17 protein-coding genes are annotated in these 18,517 nt (G+C 63.2%); 6 read left to right on the plus strand and 11 right to left on the minus strand.

Annotation, left to right across the window (positions count from 1 at the left end):
• Positions 1 to 3 precede the first annotated feature (3 nt).
• Genes V6L75_RS11145 through V6L75_RS11155 form a run of 3 tightly spaced genes read right to left on the minus strand, consistent with a single transcriptional unit; the run spans position 4 to position 2,960 of the window.
• Positions 4 to 1,545, minus strand: a complete 1,542-nt coding sequence (locus V6L75_RS11145; RefSeq protein WP_334251594.1) for a tripartite tricarboxylate transporter permease — start codon at positions 1,543 to 1,545, stop codon at positions 4 to 6.
• Positions 1,546 to 1,554: 9 nt separating this feature from the next.
• Positions 1,555 to 1,995 carry a tripartite tricarboxylate transporter TctB family protein gene (locus tag V6L75_RS11150; protein ID WP_334251595.1) on the minus strand — a complete coding sequence of 147 codons (441 nt, stop codon included), beginning with the start codon at positions 1,993 to 1,995 and terminating at the stop codon, positions 1,555 to 1,557.
• A complete protein-coding gene (locus V6L75_RS11155; protein ID WP_334251596.1) occupies positions 1,995 to 2,960 on the minus strand; it encodes a Bug family tripartite tricarboxylate transporter substrate binding protein in 966 nt (321 codons plus the stop codon). Before V6L75_RS11155 ends, V6L75_RS11150 begins: the two co-directional genes overlap by 1 nt.
• A 122-nt stretch (positions 2,961 to 3,082) precedes the next feature.
• Between V6L75_RS11155 and V6L75_RS11160 the strand changes: the two genes are divergently transcribed.
• The 3 genes from V6L75_RS11160 to V6L75_RS11170 are packed head-to-tail and all read left to right on the plus strand — an operon-like array spanning position 3,083 to position 6,281.
• Entirely contained in the window at positions 3,083 to 3,754 is a 672-nt protein-coding gene (locus V6L75_RS11160) for a response regulator transcription factor (RefSeq protein ID WP_334251597.1), read from the plus strand.
• On the plus strand, positions 3,751 to 5,190 hold the full coding sequence (locus V6L75_RS11165) for a sensor histidine kinase N-terminal domain-containing protein (RefSeq protein WP_334251598.1): 1,440 nt from the start codon (positions 3,751 to 3,753) through the stop codon (positions 5,188 to 5,190). The genes V6L75_RS11160 and V6L75_RS11165 overlap by 4 nt, the downstream gene beginning before the upstream one ends.
• Positions 5,187 to 6,281, plus strand: a complete 1,095-nt coding sequence (locus V6L75_RS11170) for an ABC transporter substrate-binding protein (protein ID WP_334251599.1) — start codon at positions 5,187 to 5,189, stop codon at positions 6,279 to 6,281. The genes V6L75_RS11165 and V6L75_RS11170 overlap by 4 nt, the downstream gene beginning before the upstream one ends.
• Positions 6,282 to 6,385: 104 nt before the next feature.
• On the opposite strand, the gene V6L75_RS11175 is transcribed toward V6L75_RS11170, so the two are convergent.
• The 3 genes from V6L75_RS11175 to V6L75_RS11185 all read right to left on the minus strand — a co-directional run bounded on the left by V6L75_RS11175 (position 6,386) and on the right by V6L75_RS11185 (position 9,042).
• Positions 6,386 to 6,796 (minus strand): hypothetical protein, encoded by a 411-nt coding sequence (locus tag V6L75_RS11175; protein ID WP_334251600.1) that lies wholly within the window; start codon positions 6,794 to 6,796, stop codon positions 6,386 to 6,388.
• A 100-nt stretch (positions 6,797 to 6,896) separates the two neighbouring features.
• Positions 6,897 to 8,756: a sodium:solute symporter family protein gene (locus V6L75_RS11180; protein WP_334251601.1), complete on the minus strand. Its 1,860-nt coding sequence runs from the start codon at positions 8,754 to 8,756 to the stop codon at positions 6,897 to 6,899.
• Positions 8,757 to 8,769: 13 nt separating this feature from the next.
• Positions 8,770 to 9,042 carry a DUF4212 domain-containing protein gene (locus V6L75_RS11185; protein WP_162544373.1) on the minus strand — a complete coding sequence of 91 codons (273 nt, stop codon included), beginning with the start codon at positions 9,040 to 9,042 and terminating at the stop codon, positions 8,770 to 8,772.
• Positions 9,043 to 9,348: 306 nt separating this feature from the next.
• Here V6L75_RS11185 and V6L75_RS11190 point away from each other — a divergent pair, with 306 nt between their 5' ends.
• The 3 genes from V6L75_RS11190 to V6L75_RS11200 all read left to right on the plus strand — a co-directional run bounded on the left by V6L75_RS11190 (position 9,349) and on the right by V6L75_RS11200 (position 13,369).
• On the plus strand, positions 9,349 to 9,918 hold the full coding sequence (locus tag V6L75_RS11190) for an esterase (RefSeq protein WP_334251602.1): 570 nt from the start codon (positions 9,349 to 9,351) through the stop codon (positions 9,916 to 9,918).
• On the plus strand, positions 9,915 to 12,062 hold the full coding sequence (locus V6L75_RS11195) for a DUF294 nucleotidyltransferase-like domain-containing protein (protein WP_334251603.1): 2,148 nt from the start codon (positions 9,915 to 9,917) through the stop codon (positions 12,060 to 12,062). Before V6L75_RS11190 ends, V6L75_RS11195 begins: the two co-directional genes overlap by 4 nt.
• Before the next feature lie 92 nt (positions 12,063 to 12,154).
• Positions 12,155 to 13,369, plus strand: a complete 1,215-nt coding sequence (locus V6L75_RS11200) for an MFS transporter (protein ID WP_334251604.1) — start codon at positions 12,155 to 12,157, stop codon at positions 13,367 to 13,369.
• Between the two features lie 17 nt (positions 13,370 to 13,386).
• Here the strand turns inward: V6L75_RS11200 and V6L75_RS11205 are convergent, their stop codons facing one another.
• From V6L75_RS11205 to V6L75_RS11225, 5 genes are all read right to left on the minus strand, one after another.
• Positions 13,387 to 14,313, minus strand: coding sequence for an NAD(P)H-dependent flavin oxidoreductase (locus V6L75_RS11205; RefSeq protein ID WP_334251605.1), 927 nt, complete (start codon positions 14,311 to 14,313; stop codon positions 13,387 to 13,389).
• Positions 14,314 to 14,381: 68 nt separating this feature from the next.
• Positions 14,382 to 15,545: an N-acetylglucosamine-6-phosphate deacetylase gene (gene nagA / locus V6L75_RS11210; protein WP_334251606.1), complete on the minus strand. Its 1,164-nt coding sequence runs from the start codon at positions 15,543 to 15,545 to the stop codon at positions 14,382 to 14,384.
• Positions 15,545 to 16,573: an SIS domain-containing protein gene (locus V6L75_RS11215; RefSeq protein WP_334251607.1), complete on the minus strand. Its 1,029-nt coding sequence runs from the start codon at positions 16,571 to 16,573 to the stop codon at positions 15,545 to 15,547. The genes nagA and V6L75_RS11215 overlap by 1 nt, the downstream gene beginning before the upstream one ends.
• Positions 16,573 to 17,313: a GntR family transcriptional regulator gene (locus tag V6L75_RS11220; RefSeq protein ID WP_334251608.1), complete on the minus strand. Its 741-nt coding sequence runs from the start codon at positions 17,311 to 17,313 to the stop codon at positions 16,573 to 16,575. The genes V6L75_RS11215 and V6L75_RS11220 overlap by 1 nt, the downstream gene beginning before the upstream one ends.
• On the minus strand, positions 17,306 to 18,178 hold the full coding sequence (locus tag V6L75_RS11225) for a glucosamine kinase nucleotide-binding domain-containing protein (RefSeq protein WP_334251609.1): 873 nt from the start codon (positions 18,176 to 18,178) through the stop codon (positions 17,306 to 17,308). Before V6L75_RS11225 ends, V6L75_RS11220 begins: the two co-directional genes overlap by 8 nt.
• Positions 18,179 to 18,517: the final 339 nt, after the last annotated feature.

The following is an 18,517-nucleotide window of genomic DNA, read 5'->3' on the forward strand; positions in this document are numbered from 1 at the left end:
GTCTTAGTCCTTGTCTGCAGCCGCTACGTCTGCGGCAGCCGTCTCACTGTCCGGCAGCGGCTTCTTGAGGAAACGGCGCAGGAAGATGGGGGCAAGGAAGCCCAGCACGGCCGCAGTCCAGAGACCAATGGCAATGCCCGAAGAGAACAGGTAAGTCCAGTCCCCATCCGACAGCACCATGGCGCGGCGCAGGTTGTCTTCCATCTGGTTGCCGAGCAGGATGCCCAGGATCACCGGCACGGTCGGAATATCCAGCTTGCGCAGGATGTAGCCCAAAGCGCCGAAGCCCACCATCATCAGCATGTCGAAGGACGATCCCGTCAGCGAGAAGATGCCGACGAAGGCAATCATCGTCACGCCCGGCAGCAGGATGTAGCTGGGAACCGACAGGATGTGCACGAAGATCTTCACCATCGGGATGTTGAGGATCAGCAGCACGAAGTTACCGATGAAGAGCGAGGCGATCAGGCCCCAGACGATTTCCGGACGCTCGGTGAAAAGCAGCGGGCCCGGGGTGATGTTGAGCGTCAGCAGCAGGGCCAGCAGCACTGCCGTGGTGCCAGAGCCCGGCACGCCGAGGGTCAGCATGGGGATCAGCGCGCCACCGGCCGCGGCATTGTTACCGGCCTCAGGCGCTGCGATGCCTTTCGGGTTTCCGGTACCGAAAGTGTGCTTGTCCTTGGCAATGGCCTTTTCGCCGGCATAGGCGAGAAAGGAGCCAAGAGACGCACCCGCGCCCGGCAGGACGCCCGCAATGAACCCGATCACCGTTGCGCGAAGCATGGTCCAGCGGGTCAGCCAGATGTCCTTCCACGGGATACGGTTCGACTCGATCTTCACGCCGATGGCGCTGTTCTTGCCGTGGCTCTCGATGAAGAAGAAGATTTCCGAGACGGCAAACAGACCAACGATGGCAACAAGGAAGTCGATGCCATCCATCAGATGCAGTTCACCGTAGGTGAAGCGCGGCATGCCGGTGGTCTTGTCGAGACCGACCATGGCCAGCCCAAGGCCGAGGGCGGCAGCGAGCGCTGCCTTGGCCTGGTTGTTCGAGCCAAGTCCGCCGAGCGTGCAGAACGCCAGAAGATAGAGGGCGAAATATTCTGCCGGGCCGAACTGGAAGGCCACCCGGGCCAGCAGCGGTGACATGACCATCAGGCCAACAGTGGCCAGAAACGCGCCGACGAAAGACGCCACAGCCGAAATGACCAGAGCGTCCCCTGCCCTGCCCTTGCGGGCCATGGGATAGCCGTCGAGCGTCGTCATCATCGCCGGTTCATCGCCGGGAATGTTGAGCAGGATCGACGAGATGCGCCCGCCATACATGCAGCCGTAATAGACTGATGTCAGCAGCACCAGCGCCGACATGGCATCAAGGCCAAGGGTGAAGGAAATCGGGATCAGCAGCGCCACGCCGTTTGATGGCCCGAGGCCCGGCAATGCACCGATGATGGTACCCAGAAAGCAGCCGACGATTGCAAGAAACAGAGTCGTCGGCGTCAGCGCAATGGAAAATCCAAGCGCCAGATTAGACAGGATATCCATGATATTTCCTCACCCCATCAGTGCGCGCGGCAGAGCCTGCAGGCCGAGACCGAGGACAAACTTGAAGAGCACGAACAGCCCGATCGAGAGGCCTGCACCGGTCAGCAGTGCCGGAAGCGGGCGCGACTCGATCTGGTAGCTGATGATGCCGGCGGCGATGAACGTCGGGATGATGAAGCCGAGCGGGCGGATCATCATCGCGTAGGCCAGCAGCAGCACCAGCGTAAAGCCGAGCTTGGCAAGCATCAGGCCATAGGGCCATTCCACGTCCGGATCCGGGCGCAGGATCATGGTGAGGGAGGCGAGAATGGTCACGCCGCCGATGATGTAGGGAAACACCCGCGGACCGATCGGGTCCGACAGGAAACTGGTCTCGATCTGTGTGGCGCTGAGGAGGTACCCCAGCGCCACGATGATCATGACCAGACCAAAGATCCGGTCACCTTTCATTATTTGATGATCCCGATATCACGGGAAATCTGCTCGATTTCCGAAATGTTATTCGAAACCCATGCCTCGAAGTCCGGGCCGATCAGCGTGTAGGGAGCCAGACCATTGTCGGCCATGACCTTCTTCCATTGCTCAGAGGCGGCAACTTTCTGCAGGCGGTCAGACCAGACGTTGAACTCTTCGTCCGAGATGTCCTTCGGGACATAAACGCCGCGCCAGTTCATGGCAACGAGATCGAGACCCTGTTCCTTGGCGGTCGGAATGTCCGGGAAGGCAGCCACACGCTCTTCGGCAAAGACGGCCAGCGCGCGCACGTCGCCGGACTTGATGAAGCCGGAGATTTCCGAGATGTCACCGGTCATCGCCGCAGTGAAACCGCCCACAGTCTGGGTGATCGCGTCTGCGCCACCGTCGACGCCGATGTATTTGATGGCGCGCACGTCCTTGAAGCCGGCCCGGTTCATCATCATCAGAACCTTGAGGTGGTCGAAGCCACCCACCGCCGAACCGCCCGCAAAGGCATTCTTGGAGGGATCAGTCTTGACGGCCTCAATCAGGTCATTGATGGTCTTGTAGGGGCTGTCCTTGGCCACGACGATGACACCTGGGTCACCACCGATGGTGCCGAGCCAGCGCACCTGATCTGCCTTCATGCCGGAGAAGGCATTCTGGGCCAGACGGGTGGTCGTTGCGGAGGAAGCTGCCACAAAAACGTCGGCATCATTGCCGCGTTCGGCCACGACATGCGTATAGGCCACACCGCCGCCAGCACCAGCCATATTGGTGACCTGTACCGGGTTCGGCACAGCACCGATCTCATACATGATCTGGGAGATCTGACGGCAGGTGAAGTCCCAGCCGCCGCCGGGGTTTGCCGGAGCAATGCATTCCGTTGCCGCAGCAACGGTGGTCATGCCAGCACCGATCATGGCGCCAAGCGCAAGCGCCTTAAGCGTAGTTTTCATCCCTGGTTCTCCTCCCTGGGGCAATGGTATCAATCCGCAAGGCCTGTCCGGACCTCTTGCGTCCCGCCATAGTTTGGTCCAAACCTGACACAAACCTGTCACAGGTATAAATTTCAGGGGGGATGGTCTTGCGGTTCCTGCTCATTGAGGACAATGGGGACCTTGCGCGCTCCGTTCAGGAACGGCTGACGCTGGAAGGCCATGCCGTTGACCACGCACCAGACCTTGAAACCGCACGCTCGTGCCTCGCGTCTGCGGACTATGATCTGATCCTTCTCGACATCATGCTGCCGGATGGAGACGGGCGCGCCTTTCTCGCGGCGCAGCGGCAGAAGGGCGATGCGACGCCAGTGATCGTGATGACGGCGCGCTCCTCGGTCTCCGACCGGGTGGGCACGCTCGACATGGGCGCAGACGACTATATCACCAAGCCCTTCGACTTCGCTGAACTGGAAGCACGCTGCAGGGCGGTCCTGCGCCGGCGCGGCGCGCCCCCCAACTCGCAACAGCGCTTCGCCGACCTGGTGTTCGATCCGCTGGCCGGCCAGGTGATCGTCGCAGGCGAGAGCCGGGAGCTGCGCAGCCGCGAACTGCGGCTTTTCGAAGTGTTTCTGGCTGCCCCCGGGCGCATCCTGTCAAAGGATCATCTGTGTGACCGGCTGTTCTCCTACTCCGAACCGGTCACAGACAATGCCATCGAGGTTTATGTCGGCCGGCTGCGCAAGAAGCTGCAGGGCAGCACGGTGCGCATCGAAACGCTGCGTGGCCTCGGTTACAGGCTGACAGGCGCATGAGCGCGCGGACGGACGGACGGAAGTCCGGCGGCGGCACTGTCCCGCCCTATTCCCCGTCCCTGCGCCGCCGGCTGATCACCCAGCTTCTCGGGCTCTCCGCCATTCTCGCCATTGCCCTCTTCTTTGCCGTTCGTATCAGCTCCGAACAGGCCTCGGAAGCGACGCTTGACGGCATTCTGGGCGCCGCGACCACAGCGATTGCCGAGGAACTGAGGAGTGTCGATGGCGGACCGCTGGTGGAATTGCCCTCCGGCACCTTCTCCATCCTGTCGGCCATGGGCGAAGAACGGATTTTCTACCGCATCATGATCGGCGGCCGCGATTTGACCGGCTACGAAGATCTGCCGGAACCCGCAAAGACTCCCTCTTCGCTGGAGCCGGTCTTTTACACCGCAGTCTACCGCGAAGCCAATCTGCGTATCGCGGCAGTCGCCCGCAATCTCGTGATTGACGAGGGGCCCGTGCGGCTGCTCGTCATGGTCGGGCAGACGCGCGAAGCGCAGAACGCCATTGCCGCAAGGCTTGCCAACCGGGCGGCAGCGCTTGGCCTTGCCGTGTTTCTGGCTGCCATCCCCTTGTCACTGCTGGCGGCCTCGCGCCTGTTGCGGCCCATCGAAAAACTGGCCGCCGCCATGGAACGGCGCGGCCCGCGGGACCTGCGCCCCGTGCGCCACCCTGCCCCGGCCGAACTTGTGCCGCTGATGTCTGCGCTCAACAGCTTCATCACGCGCCTGCGGGGAACGCTGGCGCAGACGGAAACCTTCATTGCCGAGGCCGCCCACCACATCCGCACGCCGCTGGCCACCATCCGCAGTGAAGCGGAACTGGCGCTGCGCCTCGCCTCTGACGAGGCCATGCGTCAGCGTATGCGCAGCCTGATCCGCGCCGTTGACGAAGGTTCCCGCTCCACCAGCCAGCTGCTGGACCATGCCACAGTGGCCTACCGTGCCGGTCATCAGAGCTTCAGCGAGATTGACCTTGGCCGGGTGACCGCAGCTTTGGCGGAGCGCTACAGGACACCTGCCGATCTCAAGGACATTCACATCCAGCTGTCGTGCCCTGACGAGCCGTTGATTACCTTTGGCGATGCTGTGCTGCTCGAGGCCGCGATCCGCAATCTCATCGACAATGCCATCAAGTATTCGCCGCCGGATACGGACATCCACCTTGCGCTGCAGCGCCGGGGGCCGCTGGCCGAGCTGACCTGCCGCGATCATGGCCGGGGGCTGGACGGCCAGACCGGTGGCACCCTCTCTGGCCGTTTTCAGCGGGGAACGAATGTTGACGACGTGATCGGCTCCGGCCTTGGCCTGACGATCGTGACGGAGGCAGCAGCCGTGATGGACGGGCAATTCAGTCTGGTTCCGGCAGAGGGGGGCGGCGCCCTGGCAACGCTGATGCTGCCGCTGACCGGGATGCAGGAGGAAAGCGCATGACACACGCTTCACCCGTCTCCGAAGCACGCAAGCTCCTCGTTCAAGTTTTCAGGACAGGACTGCAACTCATTGGCTTGTCTTCGTTACTTCTTGCAGTCCAGACACAGGCATTTGGTTTCACGATTGAAGCGGAGAAGCGCTTCGGCCTGGCCTCTGCACCCAATGAGATCCGCATCGTGTCGAGCACGGATATTGATGTCTTCCAGCCGGTGATCGAGGGCTACATCCAGGAGCACCCGTCCATTGCCATCCACTACATCGTATCGCCCAGCCAGGGGCTTTATGATGCGGTGGCGAAGGATGGCGAGGTGTTTGACCTTGTCATTTCATCCGCCATGGACCTGCAAATGAAACTGGCAAATGATGGACTGACCCAGCCGCTGCGGCAGGAAATCATCGCTGCCCGCCCCTCATGGGCGCGCTGGCGCGACCGGCTGGTGGGGGTGGCGCAGGAGCCGGCTGTCGTGCTTCTGGCGGATGAGGCGCTGGCAGGCGGTCTTCAGGTGCCCCGCACACGGCGGGACCTGATCAATCTGATGCGCGACAATCCAGAGCGGTTCCGCGGACGCATCGGCACATACGACCCTGCCGTAGCCGGCGCCGGCTATCTGTTTGCGGCCCAGGATGCACGCATGAGCGACACGTTCTGGCGGCTGGCGGAGGTCATGGGCAGGCTGGATGCCAGACTGTATTGCTGTTCGGGAGAAATGATCGCGGACATCCAGACGAAGAAGCTGCTGATCGCCTACAATGTTCTGGGCAGCTACATGCCGCGCGACAAGGTGGCAAGGGAAGGCTTCGAGGTGATCGAACTCGAAGACTTCACCATAACCCTGCTGCGGACGGCTCTGGTGCCCTCAAATGCCCCGTATCCGGGCCTGGCGCAGGACTTTCTGGCATTTCTCGTTTCTCCTTCGGGCCAGAAGCTGCTCACAGAGCGGGCTGGCCTGCCGCCGATAGATCCGGGTGTCTACACCGAGCGCCCGCATCTGCGGCCAATACGCCTGGACCCTGGCCTGCTGGCCCAGCTCGACAAGCTGACCCGCGCGCGCTTCCTCGAAGAGTGGCACGCTGCGATGGAGCAGCCCTGAGTTTGCATCAGGGCTTTCGATGCTGACAGATCAGGCCTTGACGTTGCCCGGCAGGCCCAAGGCCCTGCCCCGTCACCGGTGTATCAGGCACATTGAAAACCGGATCAGCCCCCGAAGAGTGAGGCAATCGTCAGATAGGCCGGAATGAAGAGCGGTGGCAGGCCGAAGAAGGCATCCCCGAACAGCACGATCTTCAGGAAAAAGAACAGAAAGGCCGCATAAAGCGCTGCAGCAAAGGGCATAAGAAAGCCCGGCGTCATCGGAGCCACCAGAGCCAGAAACGGATTGGTGATCTTTCGCAGCACCACAAAAAAGGTGATTTCGCGCTCGCCGAACACAAACTCCAGCAATCCCCTGGCAAACAGGAATGCAGCAATCGCCGACAGGGCGTAGGTTCCCCCGAGATAGACCGCGACGATGCCGGGTGCCCCGCCGGCCAGGAAGGTGACGACCGCCAGAAGATAGGTGCCGGTCAGATAAAGGATGCCGTTAAGGGCGGATGCCTGCTGCTGCATGAATGCTTCCCGATTCTCCTGCGTCCTGCCGCAAAGGCAGCGGCAGAGACAAAAAAAGCGCAGGGTCCAAAGACCCTGCGCCATTTTCTCTTTTGGCAGATCAGTGCCCTGCAACCATCATGGTACCGCCTTTCGGCAGACGCAAGCGGTCAACGAAGTCCTGCATCTCCTGACTGGGGGCCGGGGTGACCAGCGACACCAGATAGGTGACAATGAAGGCAACCGGCACGCCGAAGATACCCGCCGAGATGGCCTTGACGCCGAACCAGGTGATCTCGTCTCCCGTTCCCTTCACGAAGTCGAAGCCGTACACGTTGCCAATCAGGTAGTACATGGTGACGCCGAAGCCGGCAATCATGCCCATGATGCCACCCAGATTGGTCGCACGCTTCCACCACACGCCCAGCACCAGCGGAGCAAAGAGGCCAGCCGCCGCGATGGAGAAGGCCCAGGCCACCATGGACAGGATGTCAGACGGCTTGGTGCGTGCCAGGAAGGCAGCAGCCAGAGCAACCACGATCAGAAGGATCTTGGAGATCATCAGGCGGCGCTTGGCGTCGGCCTTGGGATCGATCATCTGATAGTAGACGTCATGTGACAGGGCATTGGCGATGGCGAGCAGCAGACCGTCCGCAGTGGACAGGGCCGCAGCGAAACCACCGGCACCCACGAGACCGACCACCCACACCGGCATGCCGGCGATCGACGGGGTCGAAAGCACGATCATGTCGTTGTTGAGCTTGAGCTCGGCATAGGGGAACCCGTTGGCAAAGCCCTTGGCCTCGCAGGCGGCCTGGATGGCAGCAAGCGTTTCGGCCTTCACACCGCAGATCGTCACCAGCTGGTGGCCGGCAATCGAGCCCCACTCCAGCATCCATGCCGGAACGGCCGAGAAGGCCAGCTGATACTGAGCTTCCGCCCCTGCCCCGACGAACAGACCCATCAGGTTGAACTTCGAGAAGGCAGCGTAGGCCGGTGCCGTGAAGTACAGCAGGAAGATGAAGAACAGCGACCAGCCCACCGACTTGCGCGCTTCACGCACCGTCGGCGTCGTGAAGAAGCGCATCAGGATGTGCGGCAGAGAAGCCGTACCGACCATCAGACAGAAGATCAGGCTGAAGAAGTCCAGCGGTGACAGGTTGACGAACGGGGCAATGTGAGACTTGGCAACCCCAAGAAGCTGCTCATACTCGGTGATCTGCGTCAGGGCGCCGCCATAGGTGAGCTGCGGCAGCGGAATGCCGAACTGCACCGTCGACATCCAGATGGCCGGAAGCAGATAGGCCACGATCAGCACGATGTACTGGGCCACCTGCGTCCAGGTCACAGCCTTCATGCCGCCCAGCATGGAGCAGACGAGAATGCCGGCAAGGCCTGCGAAGACCGCGATACCGAAGTCGATACCGAGGAACTGCGAGGCGATGATGCCGGAGGCATAGACCTGTGCCGTGATGTAGGTGAAGGAGCAGCAGAACAGCACGACGATGCCGACGAGGCGCGCCGTGTTGCCGCCGTAGCGGGTGCCGAGGAAATCCGGCACCGTGTAGGCACCGAACTTGCGCAGGTAGGGTGCCAGAAGCACGGCCACCAGCACGTAGCCGCCGGTCCAGCCGAGCACATAGGCAAGGCCGTCATAGCCGAGCACGAAGAGCGTGCCGGCCATACCGACGAAGCTGGCACCGGACATCCAGTCGGCGCCGGTCGCCATGCCGTTGTAGATGGCCGGAACGGAGCGTCCGGCAACGTAATATTCCGAGACCTGCGCCGTCCGCGACATGATGCCGATGAAGGCATAGATGCCGATGGTCGCCGCCATGTAGCTCCACATGATGAAGCGATCGGGGATGCCGACCGCTTCAAAGATTGCCATCAGGACGACGAAGAACGCAAAGCCGCCGACATAGATCGTATAGATCTTGCCGAGGTTGTCGGTGAAGTCACCTTTCATGCTCATTGCCATGGTGCAGCCCCCCTCAGTCTTCGGCAACGCCGAATTCCTCGTCGATGGCGTTCTGGCGGCTCGAGAACCAGAAGATCAACACGACGAAGATGATGAGCGAGCCCTGCGCAGCCATGTAGAAGCCGAGCGGGAACCCAAGGATCACGACGCTGTTCAGCGACGTTACGAAAAAGTGGATCAGGAAACTGAAGACAGCCCAGATCGCAAGCGTGGTCCACATGAGACCGCGGGTCTTGCTCCAGTGGGCTGCTGCAACTTCCGGCGGCAGCTTGTCGGTCAAGGTCATTCCTCCCGTAAACGCATCAAGGGCCGCAGCGGCAAACATGCCGCAGTGGCCCGCACCCCCTTCGCAATATTCCCCTAGACCAAAGTCTAATGCTCTATTCTCTTCGCAAGAGCAGCATTTTTCTATATTGCGGCGCGGAGATACTTGCACCTTGAGACTATTCCCTTCACACTGATCATGTGAAGTTATCCTAAAGACTAATTCAGCGTGAAAAGAACAGCTGAAGCATGGGAGGATGGAGTTCAAGTGCTTGATTTCATTGGATCGATCCTGCCAAAACGGCAACGTTCAGACAGAGCTTCCGCAGTGGAAGCCATCCGCGCCGGGGCCGCGTTTCTCGCGCAAGGCGCCAGCTACTCCTACTTGCGGGCCCGGTCGTTGCTGGCGGGGCCGAAACTTTTCCAGGATGCAGATTTCGGATTCGCGCTGCAGATCTGCAAATGGGAGGGATTCGCTGTTGCAGCGCAGGATATCATTCTGATCATCGAGGCAGAGGTTCGCCCGCTGCTGCCGGACTCACCGCAGGAGCGGGCGGCCATCCTGTCCCGCCTTTATCGTGAGGTGCTGGCAAGCGAGAGCCTGCCGGAGCATCGCAAGGACCGGGGCTGGGAAGATGTCGAGGCCGAGTTTGATGCCCGCCTTGCCCACCTGATGGACAAGACGCCGCTCTCCCCCGATGCCATCACGACAGCGACGGCGCTGCGTCTGCTGCAGCACGCTCCCATCACCGACGATGTGCGTGAAGCCGACAAGATGATGGTGGTCAACAACGTGGCCTTCCGCTTCATCGACTATCAGGCCACCTTGCGCAAGCGGATCGACCTTCCTGCCTTTGCCCGCCAGCTCTGTGCCCTCAACGGGGAGAAGGCGGCTTGAAACAACCCGTCAGCCCGCTCACGCCGCTCATCGCCCTCAACACCGTGGTCCTCGATACCGAGACCACGGGACTGGACGTGCGCTCAGACCGGGTGGTGCAGATCGGGGCCGTCCGGCTCTATGGCCGGGAGATCCAGGATGAGGCGGTCTTCAACGTCATCGTTGACCCGCAAATGCCGATCCCCGATGTGGCCCGGCGCATCCACGGCCTTTCCGATGCGGATGTGGCCGGAAAGCCCGGGATAGCCGAGGTTCTGGCACAGCTGGCGGCCTTCATTGGCGATGCGGTGGTGGTGGGTCATTCCATCCATTTCGACCTTGCCATCCTGCGCCACGAGGCGGAACGGCACGGGATAAAATGGACCGAGCCCAAAGCGCTGGATGTGGCGCTGATGGTGGCGGGCCTCGACCGTGCCCTGATCGACACCTCCCTGGACAGCCTTGCCCTCAGTCTCGGCATTGCCGTCGAAGGCCGCCACACGGCGCTGGGCGATGCAATGGCGACAGCCCGTGTCTATGTGGGCCTGCAGAACCGCTTGCTGGCCAGCGGCATCCGGACGCTGGCGGAGGCGGAAAACCTCTGCCGCAAGCCGCAAGGCCTGATCGCCCGCCAGCAGGAAGCCGGCTGGTTCGACCGGCCGCGCGAGCAGCATGACTTCTCCCGCCTCGCCCTGAAGCAGGGCACACAGCGGGCCATCGACAGCTATCTCTACCGCAACCGGCTGGGCGACGTGATGAGCAGCCCGCCGATCTCGATCAGCGAGACCGCGGATCTGCACAGTGCTGCCCAGTTGATGGCTGCCTGTCACATTGGCTGCCTGATCGTGACGCGGGAGAACGGAGAGCCGGGAATCCTCAGTGAGCGCGATGTGCTGCATGCGCTGGCGGCGCGCGGTGCAGAGGCAGGCAAGCTGAAGGTTGGCGCCGTGATGAGCTTTCCGGTGATCAGCGCCCCGGCTGACACCTTCCTTTACCGTGCCCTCGGGCTGATGGCCCGCAAGAACCTGCGCTATCTCGGGGTGACCGATGACGGCGGACGTCTCGCCGGCATTTTTACCCTGCGCACGCTTCTGCGCGAGCGGGCACTGGCAACGCTTACCGTGGGCGACGAAATTGCCATGGCCGGGCGCCCGCGCGACCTGGCCAAGGTGCAATCCGCCCTTCCCACTCTGGCAACCGGGCTTCTCGCCGACGGGCAGGATGCACGGCAGGTCTGCGCCATCATCTCTGCCGAAAACAAGGCCATGACCGCCCGCGCAGCCGAAATAGCCGAAGCCGAGCTGGAGGCGGCCGGGGCAGGCCCTGCTCCCGCCGCCTATGCCGTGCTAATGCTGGGCTCCGGCGGGCGCGGGGAAAGCATGCTGGCCCCCGACCAGGACAACGCGCTGCTGATTGCCGATGACTACACCGGGGACCTGACTTCGCCGGACGACTGGTTCAGCCGCTTTGCCTCACGGCTGAACGAGATCCTTGACCGGGCGGGCATTCCCTACTGCAAGGGCGGGGTGATGGCGCGCAATATCCAGTGGCGCCGCCGCCTCGGAGAATGGCAGCACCAGGTGGAAGAGTGGGCACACCACCCGTCCCCCCAAGCCTTGCTGAACGTGGACATTTTCTACGACTTCACCCCTGCCCATGTATCCAGCAGCGCGGGAGCACGGCTGGCGGAAAGCCTGCGCCATTTTGCGGCAGATACCGCCCGCAGCTCGCTTGCGCTGGTCCGGGCCCTGGGCGAAACCGCCGCCTCGCACGCCCCGCCGCTGGGCCTCTTCGGGCGCATCCGCAAGGATGATCAGGGCCGGGTCGATCTCAAGTCCGGCGGGCTTCTGCCCATCGTTGCCGGTGCCCGGGCGATCGCTCTGCGCCACGGCGTGACGGCCCTTTCCACACCCGAACGTATCCTGCAGGCAGCCCAGCAAGCAGGGCGTTCGCAAGCAGACGCGGAAATCCTCGCCAACATTCACGGCTTCCTCATCCGCCTGATCATCACCCAGCAGATCAACGATCTGGAAGCCGGCATCGCACCGGGTAACCGGGTGGAAGTTGCGCGCCTGAACCACCGGGATCAGGACGAGCTGCGCGAAGCCCTCGGGCGCATCGATCTGATCACCCACATGCTGCGCGATCTGCTGCAGGGGATCTGAGTTTGACAGCCGCCCGAGGCTCTGAAGAGAGGTGACGGCGCCATAAACCGCTGTCATGCTTGCGAAACAGGACTCGGCTATTCGCGGCTCTCATGAAAATCTCTCCCTCGACCATTGGTCTGGGTGTTTCCATGACCATCGGTTACGGAACACTCTATTACTCCTTCTCCGTTCTGGCGCCCGAGATAGCCCGCACCTTCCGCTGGACGGAGAGTTTCGTCTTTGCGATTTTCTCCGCTGGGCTGCTGGCCGGGGCCGTGTCCGCCCCGGTCATCGGCCGGATGATCGACAGATATGGCGCCCGGCCGGTCATGAGCCTCGGGTCGGTCTTTGCAGCACTGACCCTCGCCCTCATTTCCGTGATGGAAAACGCCTGGCAATTCATCCTCATCGCACTGCTCGCCGAATTCGTCGCCATTGCCGTGCAATATGATGCAGGCTTTGCCGCTCTTGCACAGCGTTATGGCCGCAATGCCCGGGCCGAGATCACCCTGGTCACACTGATCGCCGGATTTGCCTCCACCCTGTTCTGGCCGCTGCTGAACTGGCTGCTGACGCTGATGAGCTGGCGGGAGGTCTATCTGGTGCTGGCCGCAATGAACCTCGTCATCGCGCTGCCAATTCACCTGACCATGCCGAAAGGAAGACAGAAACTGCCGGACCGGCCGGAGCCGCTGGCCTCCTCCTCCCCTCCCCAGGCTCCGCAGATCTTGCAGGCGGGCTCTCCACGATCTGGAGCTCTCCCGATGGCGCTTCTGGCCATCAGCTTTGCCAGCGGCGGCTTCGTCATGTCCGCCGTCGGGGCTGCCCTGCTGGTGCTGCTGGGAGACCTCGGCTTTGCAACGGCGACGGCCATCGCGGCGGCCAGCTGCATCGGCCCCTCGCAGGTGGCCGCCCGTTTGATTGAATATCTCCGGCGCAACCTGTTTTCACCGCCAGCGACCGCCATCATCGCCGCCTTCGCCCTGATGCTGGGGCTTGTGCTTCTGGCGGGAACCGTGTTCGCGCCGGCGTCAGTCCTGCTCTTTGCCTTTGCCATCACCTATGGTGCCGGACAGGGCCTCACATCCATTGTCCGTGGCATGCTGCCGCTGCATTATTTCGGGCCGGAAGGCTATGGCCGGCGCACCGGCACACTCTCGGGAATCCGCATGGTTCTATCCGCAGCGGCGCCCTTTACAGTGATCTTTCTGAAGGAGCAGCTGGGCACGTCCGCCGCCCTTGCGGCCCTCGTGCTGGCAGCACTCGTCTCAACTATGTCGGTGCTGGCGCTGGTCCGCCTGATGGCGAAAGCCGAACCAGTTTAGGCTGCCGTACGAACCCGTCAGCCAGCGATCATCCGTCTCGCCTCTTCATACTCCCGGATCAGCCGCGCCACGAGTTCTCCGGTTGGGAGAATGTCGTGAATGCCGCCGGTGCCCTGCCCCGCAGACCATACGTTTTTCCAGGCCCTTGCTTCATGGTCGAGGTTCATCTTGCCCGCAGCAGGCAGGTTGTCGGGATCGAGCCCGGCGCGGATGATGCTGGGCTTGAGGAAGTTGGCATTCACGCCGCTGATGGCGGGCGTATAGAGAATATCGCTGGCATCGCTTTCGACGATCATGTTCTTGAAGTCCGGCTCGATCATCGCCTCCTGTGTCGCCAGAAAGCGCGTGCCGAGATAGGCCATGTCCGCACCCATGGCGCGGGCCGCCAGCACCTGCGCGCCAGTATTGATGGCACCGGCCAGCACCAGCGTGCCGGACCAGACCGAGCGGATTTCGGAAATCAGCGCGAAGGGGTTGAGCGTGCCTGCATGGCCGCCCGCGCCGCAGGCGACCGCGATGATACCATCCACCCCGGCAGCCGCTGCCTTTTCCGCGTGCCGGGCGTTGATCACGTCATGGAAGACGAGCCCGCCATAAGAATGCACCGCATCCACCACGTCCTTCACCGCACCCAGCGAGGTGATGACCAGCGGAACCTTGTGCTCCACCGTCTTCGCCAAATCCGCTTCGACGCGGGAATTGGAGCGGTGGACGATGAGGTTGATGCCGAAGGGTGCCGCCCCCTCCACGCCATCAAGCCGGGACGCAATCTCCTCCAGCCACGCGCCATAGCCTTCGGTCGTGCGCTGGTTCAGCGCCGGAAACGTGCCAATCATGCCGCCCTTGCAGGTTTCCACCACAAGATCGGGGCCGGAAGCCAGAAACATGGGAGAGGCAATAGCCGGGATCTTGAGACGGCCCTGGAGACTTGCGGGCAGCGGCATGGCAGCACCTTTCGCATCGGATGGGAGAGCAAGAGTGCTGCGGATTTCCGTTTACGTCAAGGGAATGACTAGACCTCTCCCTCCTCCTTTTGGAGGAGTTCACCGCCATGCCAGACCGCCGCGAGAGTGAGGCCATCCGTCAGATGCAAGACATCGGCCCGGCGGCCTGCCGCAAGCGCGCCATGGCTGTTGCCGAGCCCAGCCACTTTTGCCGGACGGCTCGTGACCATGGCAAGCAGCGTCTCAAGCGGCAAGTCTGTGTGCCCCTTCAGATAGCGCAGCGCCTGCGGCAGGCTGACATCAGCACCTGCCAGCGTGCCATCCTCCAGCGTCAGGCGGCCTTCGCGGCGCAGGATCTTCCGTCCGCCAAGTGTGAATTCATCAAGGTCCGTTCCCGCCACGGCCATGGCGTCGGTCACAAGAAACAGCCCCTCGTCCTGTTTCGCCGCAAAGGCGATGCGCAGGGCTGGCGCGCTGACGTGGATGCCATCGGCAATGATCCCCGCCGCCACTGGCCGGTCCAGCACGGCCCCCACCAGCCCCGGCGCCCGGTTGCCAAGCTGGCTCATGGCATTGAACAAGTGCGTGGCGCAGGTGACGCCATGGTCGAAGGCCGAGAGCGCCGTTTCATAGGCGCAATCGCTGTGGCCGATGCTGACGATCACACCGGCTTCCTTCAACCGCACGATCTGGTCCATACGCACGGCCTCCGGCGCAATGGTGATCATCAACACCGGCAGATGACGGGCGGCATGGCACAGAAGCTCAAGATCAGCGTCATCCATGGGGCGGATCAGCGCGGCGTCATGAGCACCCTTGCGCCGCACATCGAGATGCGGCCCTTCCAGATGCAGACCGAGAAAGCCGGGCAGCTGTTTCTGCGCCGCGCGGATGCCGGTTTCTATCACCGCCCGTGTGGATTCCCGCGTGTCCGTGATCAGTGTCGGCAGCAGGCCCGCAGTGCCCAGATGCCGGTGAGCATCGAGAATGCGGGTCAGCTTGCCCTCATCCACAGAGCCGTCCAGCATCAGCCCGCCGCCGCCATTGACCTGCAGATCGAGGAAGCCTGGGGACAGGATGCCGCCGGAGAGCTCCACATGGGAGCCATCCAGCGCCCGCGCCTCCGCCTCTGGTGCCAGCGCCTCGACCGTTTCACCGGAGAGCGCAAGGCTCATCCCCTCCCGCATGCGGGTGCCGTCAAAAATCCGGGCGCCGTGAAGAACTGTCCGCATCAGTGCGTTTCCGTGACCTTGTTGAGATGGGGCGGCACATCCGGATTGAAGCCCCGCCGCAGGGCAAAGCCTTCCACAAACCGGTAGAAGGCGGCAATTTGCAGCAGCGGCGCAGTCAGCGGATGCACCCCATCCAGAACCGGCAGGCGGACGCAGCCGGGCGCACCAAATCCGGTTGCGAACACATCCGCCCCCTGCCCTGCCAGCCGCTCTGCCGTGGCACGCGCATGGGACAGCGCCGCATCATCAACACCAAGCGCCAGCACCGGGAAGCGGCCGCTGGCAATCGCCGCCGGGCCGTGCAGAACCTCGGCAGAGCTGTAGGCTTCGGCGTGAAGGCCAGAGGTTTCCTTGAACTTGAGAGCCATTTCATTGGCAATGGCAAAAGCAGGGCCACGCCCCAGAACATAGAGCGACTGCGCCCGCACCAGCCGGTCCGACAGGGGCGTCCAGTCCAGCTGCAGGGCGGCGGCAAGCTGATCCGGTAAGCGGGCCACCGCCTCCTGCAGGGCTGCATCTTCGTGCCACTCCGCCAGAAGGGAGAGGCCTGCCAGCACGGATGTGACATAGGTCTTGGTGGCGGCCACGCTCTTCTCCGGCCCCGCGCAGATTGGCAGGGAATGATCCGCCGTCTCCGCCATAGGCGAGGCTGCATCGTTGGTGATGGCCAGCGTCAGCGCGCCGCCTTCTCCGGCCCGGCGCAGCATCTCCACGATATCCGGGCTGCGGCCCGACTGGGAAATGCCGATCGCTGCCGCGCCTTTCAGACGCAAGGTGCGCCCGTAAATGGAGGCAATGGATGGCCCGACCGAGGCCACCGCCAGCCCGGCCTGCAGCTCCACAGCATATTTGAGGTAGGACGCCGCATGATCAGACGAGCCCCGCGCCACGGTGACGAGAAAGGCCGGATCACGCTGCCGCAGCGCTGCCGCAGCAGAAGCAATGCTGTCACGGGCCTCACGCAAGAAACGCTCGGCGGCTACGGGGATTTCGGCGACCTCGCGGGCCATGTGGGTCATGCTGGTCATCATGCGTCTCCCGCTTTCAGCTCAACGGCAAAATCATAGGCGTCCCCCCTGAACAGCGAGCGGGTGAACTCCACCGCCTTCCCGCCGGACAGATAGGCCACGCGCTCGATCTTCAGTCCTGCAGCGCCCGGGACCATCTGCAACAGGTCTGCCTCGGCCGCCGTCAGGTTCACCGCCGACATGCGCTGCACGGCACGCACGGGCAGAAGGTCACGGGCGCGCAAGTAAGCATAGAGCGAACCGCCCATGGCTGACGGGTCCGGCAGGACTTCGGCGGAGAGAACCGATCGCTCCAGCGCCATCGGCATGCCGCCCGACCAGCGCACGCGCTCGATGCGCGCCACCTGCTCCGCCGCGCCAAGCCCCAGCGCCATCATCTCTTCAGGCGCAGCAGGGCCGGTTCCTGTGGACAGGATCTGTGAGCTGGCATCACGCCCGCGCCGGGCCATATCGGCGGAAAAGGACGTGAGCTGCGACAGGCCCAACTCGAACCGCTCCACCGGATGGGCCACATAGGTGCCCGAGCCGCGCCGCTGCACCAGGAGCCCTTGGCGCACCAGATCAGCAATGGCACGGCGCACGGTGACGCGGCTAAGGCCGGTGCGCACCGCGACTTCCCGCTCTGCCGGCAAGCTGTCACCGGGCACAAGCCTGCCCTCACGGATTGCCGCCTCAATCCGCCCCAGCAGCACAGCGTAAAGCGGCCCCGCTCCGGTAACGGGTGAGAAGACGTCATCCATGTGCCGCCAGATCCTCTGACGCCATCCACATGGCCCCATCCAGCGCCGAGCCCAAAGGTTCGGCTTGCGGCCATTCGCCCGCCAGCGCCGTTGAATAGGTGGGCCCCAGTCCGCCAAGGAACACCACAGGCACCTCGCCGCCCTGCTGCAAAAGGGCAATCGCGGCGCGAACCTCAGCCACACCGGCCGCCAGCACCGCCTCAGCCGCCGGATCACCCGCCCGTGCTGCGGTGAGGATGAGAGGCACCAGCGCGGCAAATTCATCCGGGCGCGTTGAGGGCGCGTTGCGGACAATCGCCTGCGCCCCGCCGCCATGTTCCAGAATGTCCCGCAGGAAGGGCGTGATGAGGTAGAAGCCGTCGATGGCTTTCAGCGCCCGCAGCACCGCATGGCGGCCCAACCAGGAGCCGCCGCCCTCGTCACCCATCACGTAAAAGCCCCAGCCCCCAACCTGCCGCACCACGCCCTGCCGCTGCACGGCGAAAATGGAGCCGGTGCCGATCGCAGCCAGAATGCCATCCCCGCCCCTGAGCGCGCCCCGGATCGCGGCAATGCCGTCATTGACGACGCGGACAGTTGTGAAAGGCAGCCGCTCGCGCAGGGCATCCGCTGCCGCAGGCACCCCGCCCCCGGCAACACCCAGCACGGCACAGACCGGCAGCGGCGCCTCTGCATCCATCACACTCTGGCCAAGCACAGGTGCCAGCAACGTGTCAGCAGCCGCAAGGATGTTGGCGCGGGCCTGTTCCGGATTGCTGACGATATTGGCCGGCCCGCCGGAGGCCTCCCCCAGCACAGTGCCATCCGCCGCCGCCAGCCGCACCCGGCACCCGGTTCCCCCGCCATCCACACCCAGAAGATACATGCTGCCGTCTCCAGATTTGATGTGGCTAAGATAATACCAAAATAAGACCAAGGGCAAGATGGGGAGATAAACCAGCGGCCCGGCCACGGTGTGCATGTCCAAGTACAGACCACACACTCCGCGCCGCCCCGGCCTTGTGCCGGGGCCTGTCATGAGGGCATGGTGTATCCGCGCGCAATCTTCGATCCTTTAACTTCAACGGTTTTTCGGAACTCCTACCCTCCCTTGCGCCCCTTACAGGTCCCGGCACAAGGCCGGGACGGCACGGTGGAGAGGCTTGCGCAAGACGCGGCTGAGGGAATGCCCGCAGCACCTCAGTGGAATGCCCTATTTCAAACT

It is taken from the genome of Pannonibacter anstelovis (genome assembly GCF_036881715.1).
GTDB lineage: Bacteria > Pseudomonadota > Alphaproteobacteria > Rhizobiales > Stappiaceae > Pannonibacter > Pannonibacter anstelovis.

Bases quoted from the DNA above. Each gene is read 5' to 3' on its own strand.
- V6L75_RS11145 (WP_334251594.1), bottom strand. From the start codon at position 1,545: ATGGATATCCTGTCTAATCTGGCGCTTGGATTTTCCATTGCGCTGACG.
- V6L75_RS11150 (WP_334251595.1), bottom strand. From the start codon at position 1,995: ATGAAAGGTGACCGGATCTTTGGTCTGGTCATGATCATCGTGGCGCTG.
- V6L75_RS11155 (WP_334251596.1), bottom strand. From the start codon at position 2,960: ATGAAAACTACGCTTAAGGCGCTTGCGCTTGGCGCCATGATCGGTGCT.
- V6L75_RS11160 (WP_334251597.1), top strand. From the start codon at position 3,083: ATGGTCTTGCGGTTCCTGCTCATTGAGGACAATGGGGACCTTGCGCGC.
- V6L75_RS11165 (WP_334251598.1), top strand. From the start codon at position 3,751: ATGAGCGCGCGGACGGACGGACGGAAGTCCGGCGGCGGCACTGTCCCG.
- V6L75_RS11170 (WP_334251599.1), top strand. From the start codon at position 5,187: ATGACACACGCTTCACCCGTCTCCGAAGCACGCAAGCTCCTCGTTCAA.
- V6L75_RS11175 (WP_334251600.1), bottom strand. From the start codon at position 6,796: ATGCAGCAGCAGGCATCCGCCCTTAACGGCATCCTTTATCTGACCGGC.
- V6L75_RS11180 (WP_334251601.1), bottom strand. From the start codon at position 8,756: ATGGCAATGAGCATGAAAGGTGACTTCACCGACAACCTCGGCAAGATC.
- V6L75_RS11185 (WP_162544373.1), bottom strand. From the start codon at position 9,042: ATGACCTTGACCGACAAGCTGCCGCCGGAAGTTGCAGCAGCCCACTGG.
- V6L75_RS11200 (WP_334251604.1), top strand. From the start codon at position 12,155: ATGAAAATCTCTCCCTCGACCATTGGTCTGGGTGTTTCCATGACCATC.
- V6L75_RS11205 (WP_334251605.1), bottom strand. From the start codon at position 14,313: ATGCCGCTGCCCGCAAGTCTCCAGGGCCGTCTCAAGATCCCGGCTATT.
- nagA (WP_334251606.1), bottom strand. From the start codon at position 15,545: ATGCGGACAGTTCTTCACGGCGCCCGGATTTTTGACGGCACCCGCATG.
- V6L75_RS11215 (WP_334251607.1), bottom strand. From the start codon at position 16,573: ATGACCAGCATGACCCACATGGCCCGCGAGGTCGCCGAAATCCCCGTA.
- V6L75_RS11220 (WP_334251608.1), bottom strand. From the start codon at position 17,313: ATGGATGACGTCTTCTCACCCGTTACCGGAGCGGGGCCGCTTTACGCT.
- V6L75_RS11225 (WP_334251609.1), bottom strand. From the start codon at position 18,178: ATGTATCTTCTGGGTGTGGATGGCGGGGGAACCGGGTGCCGGGTGCGG.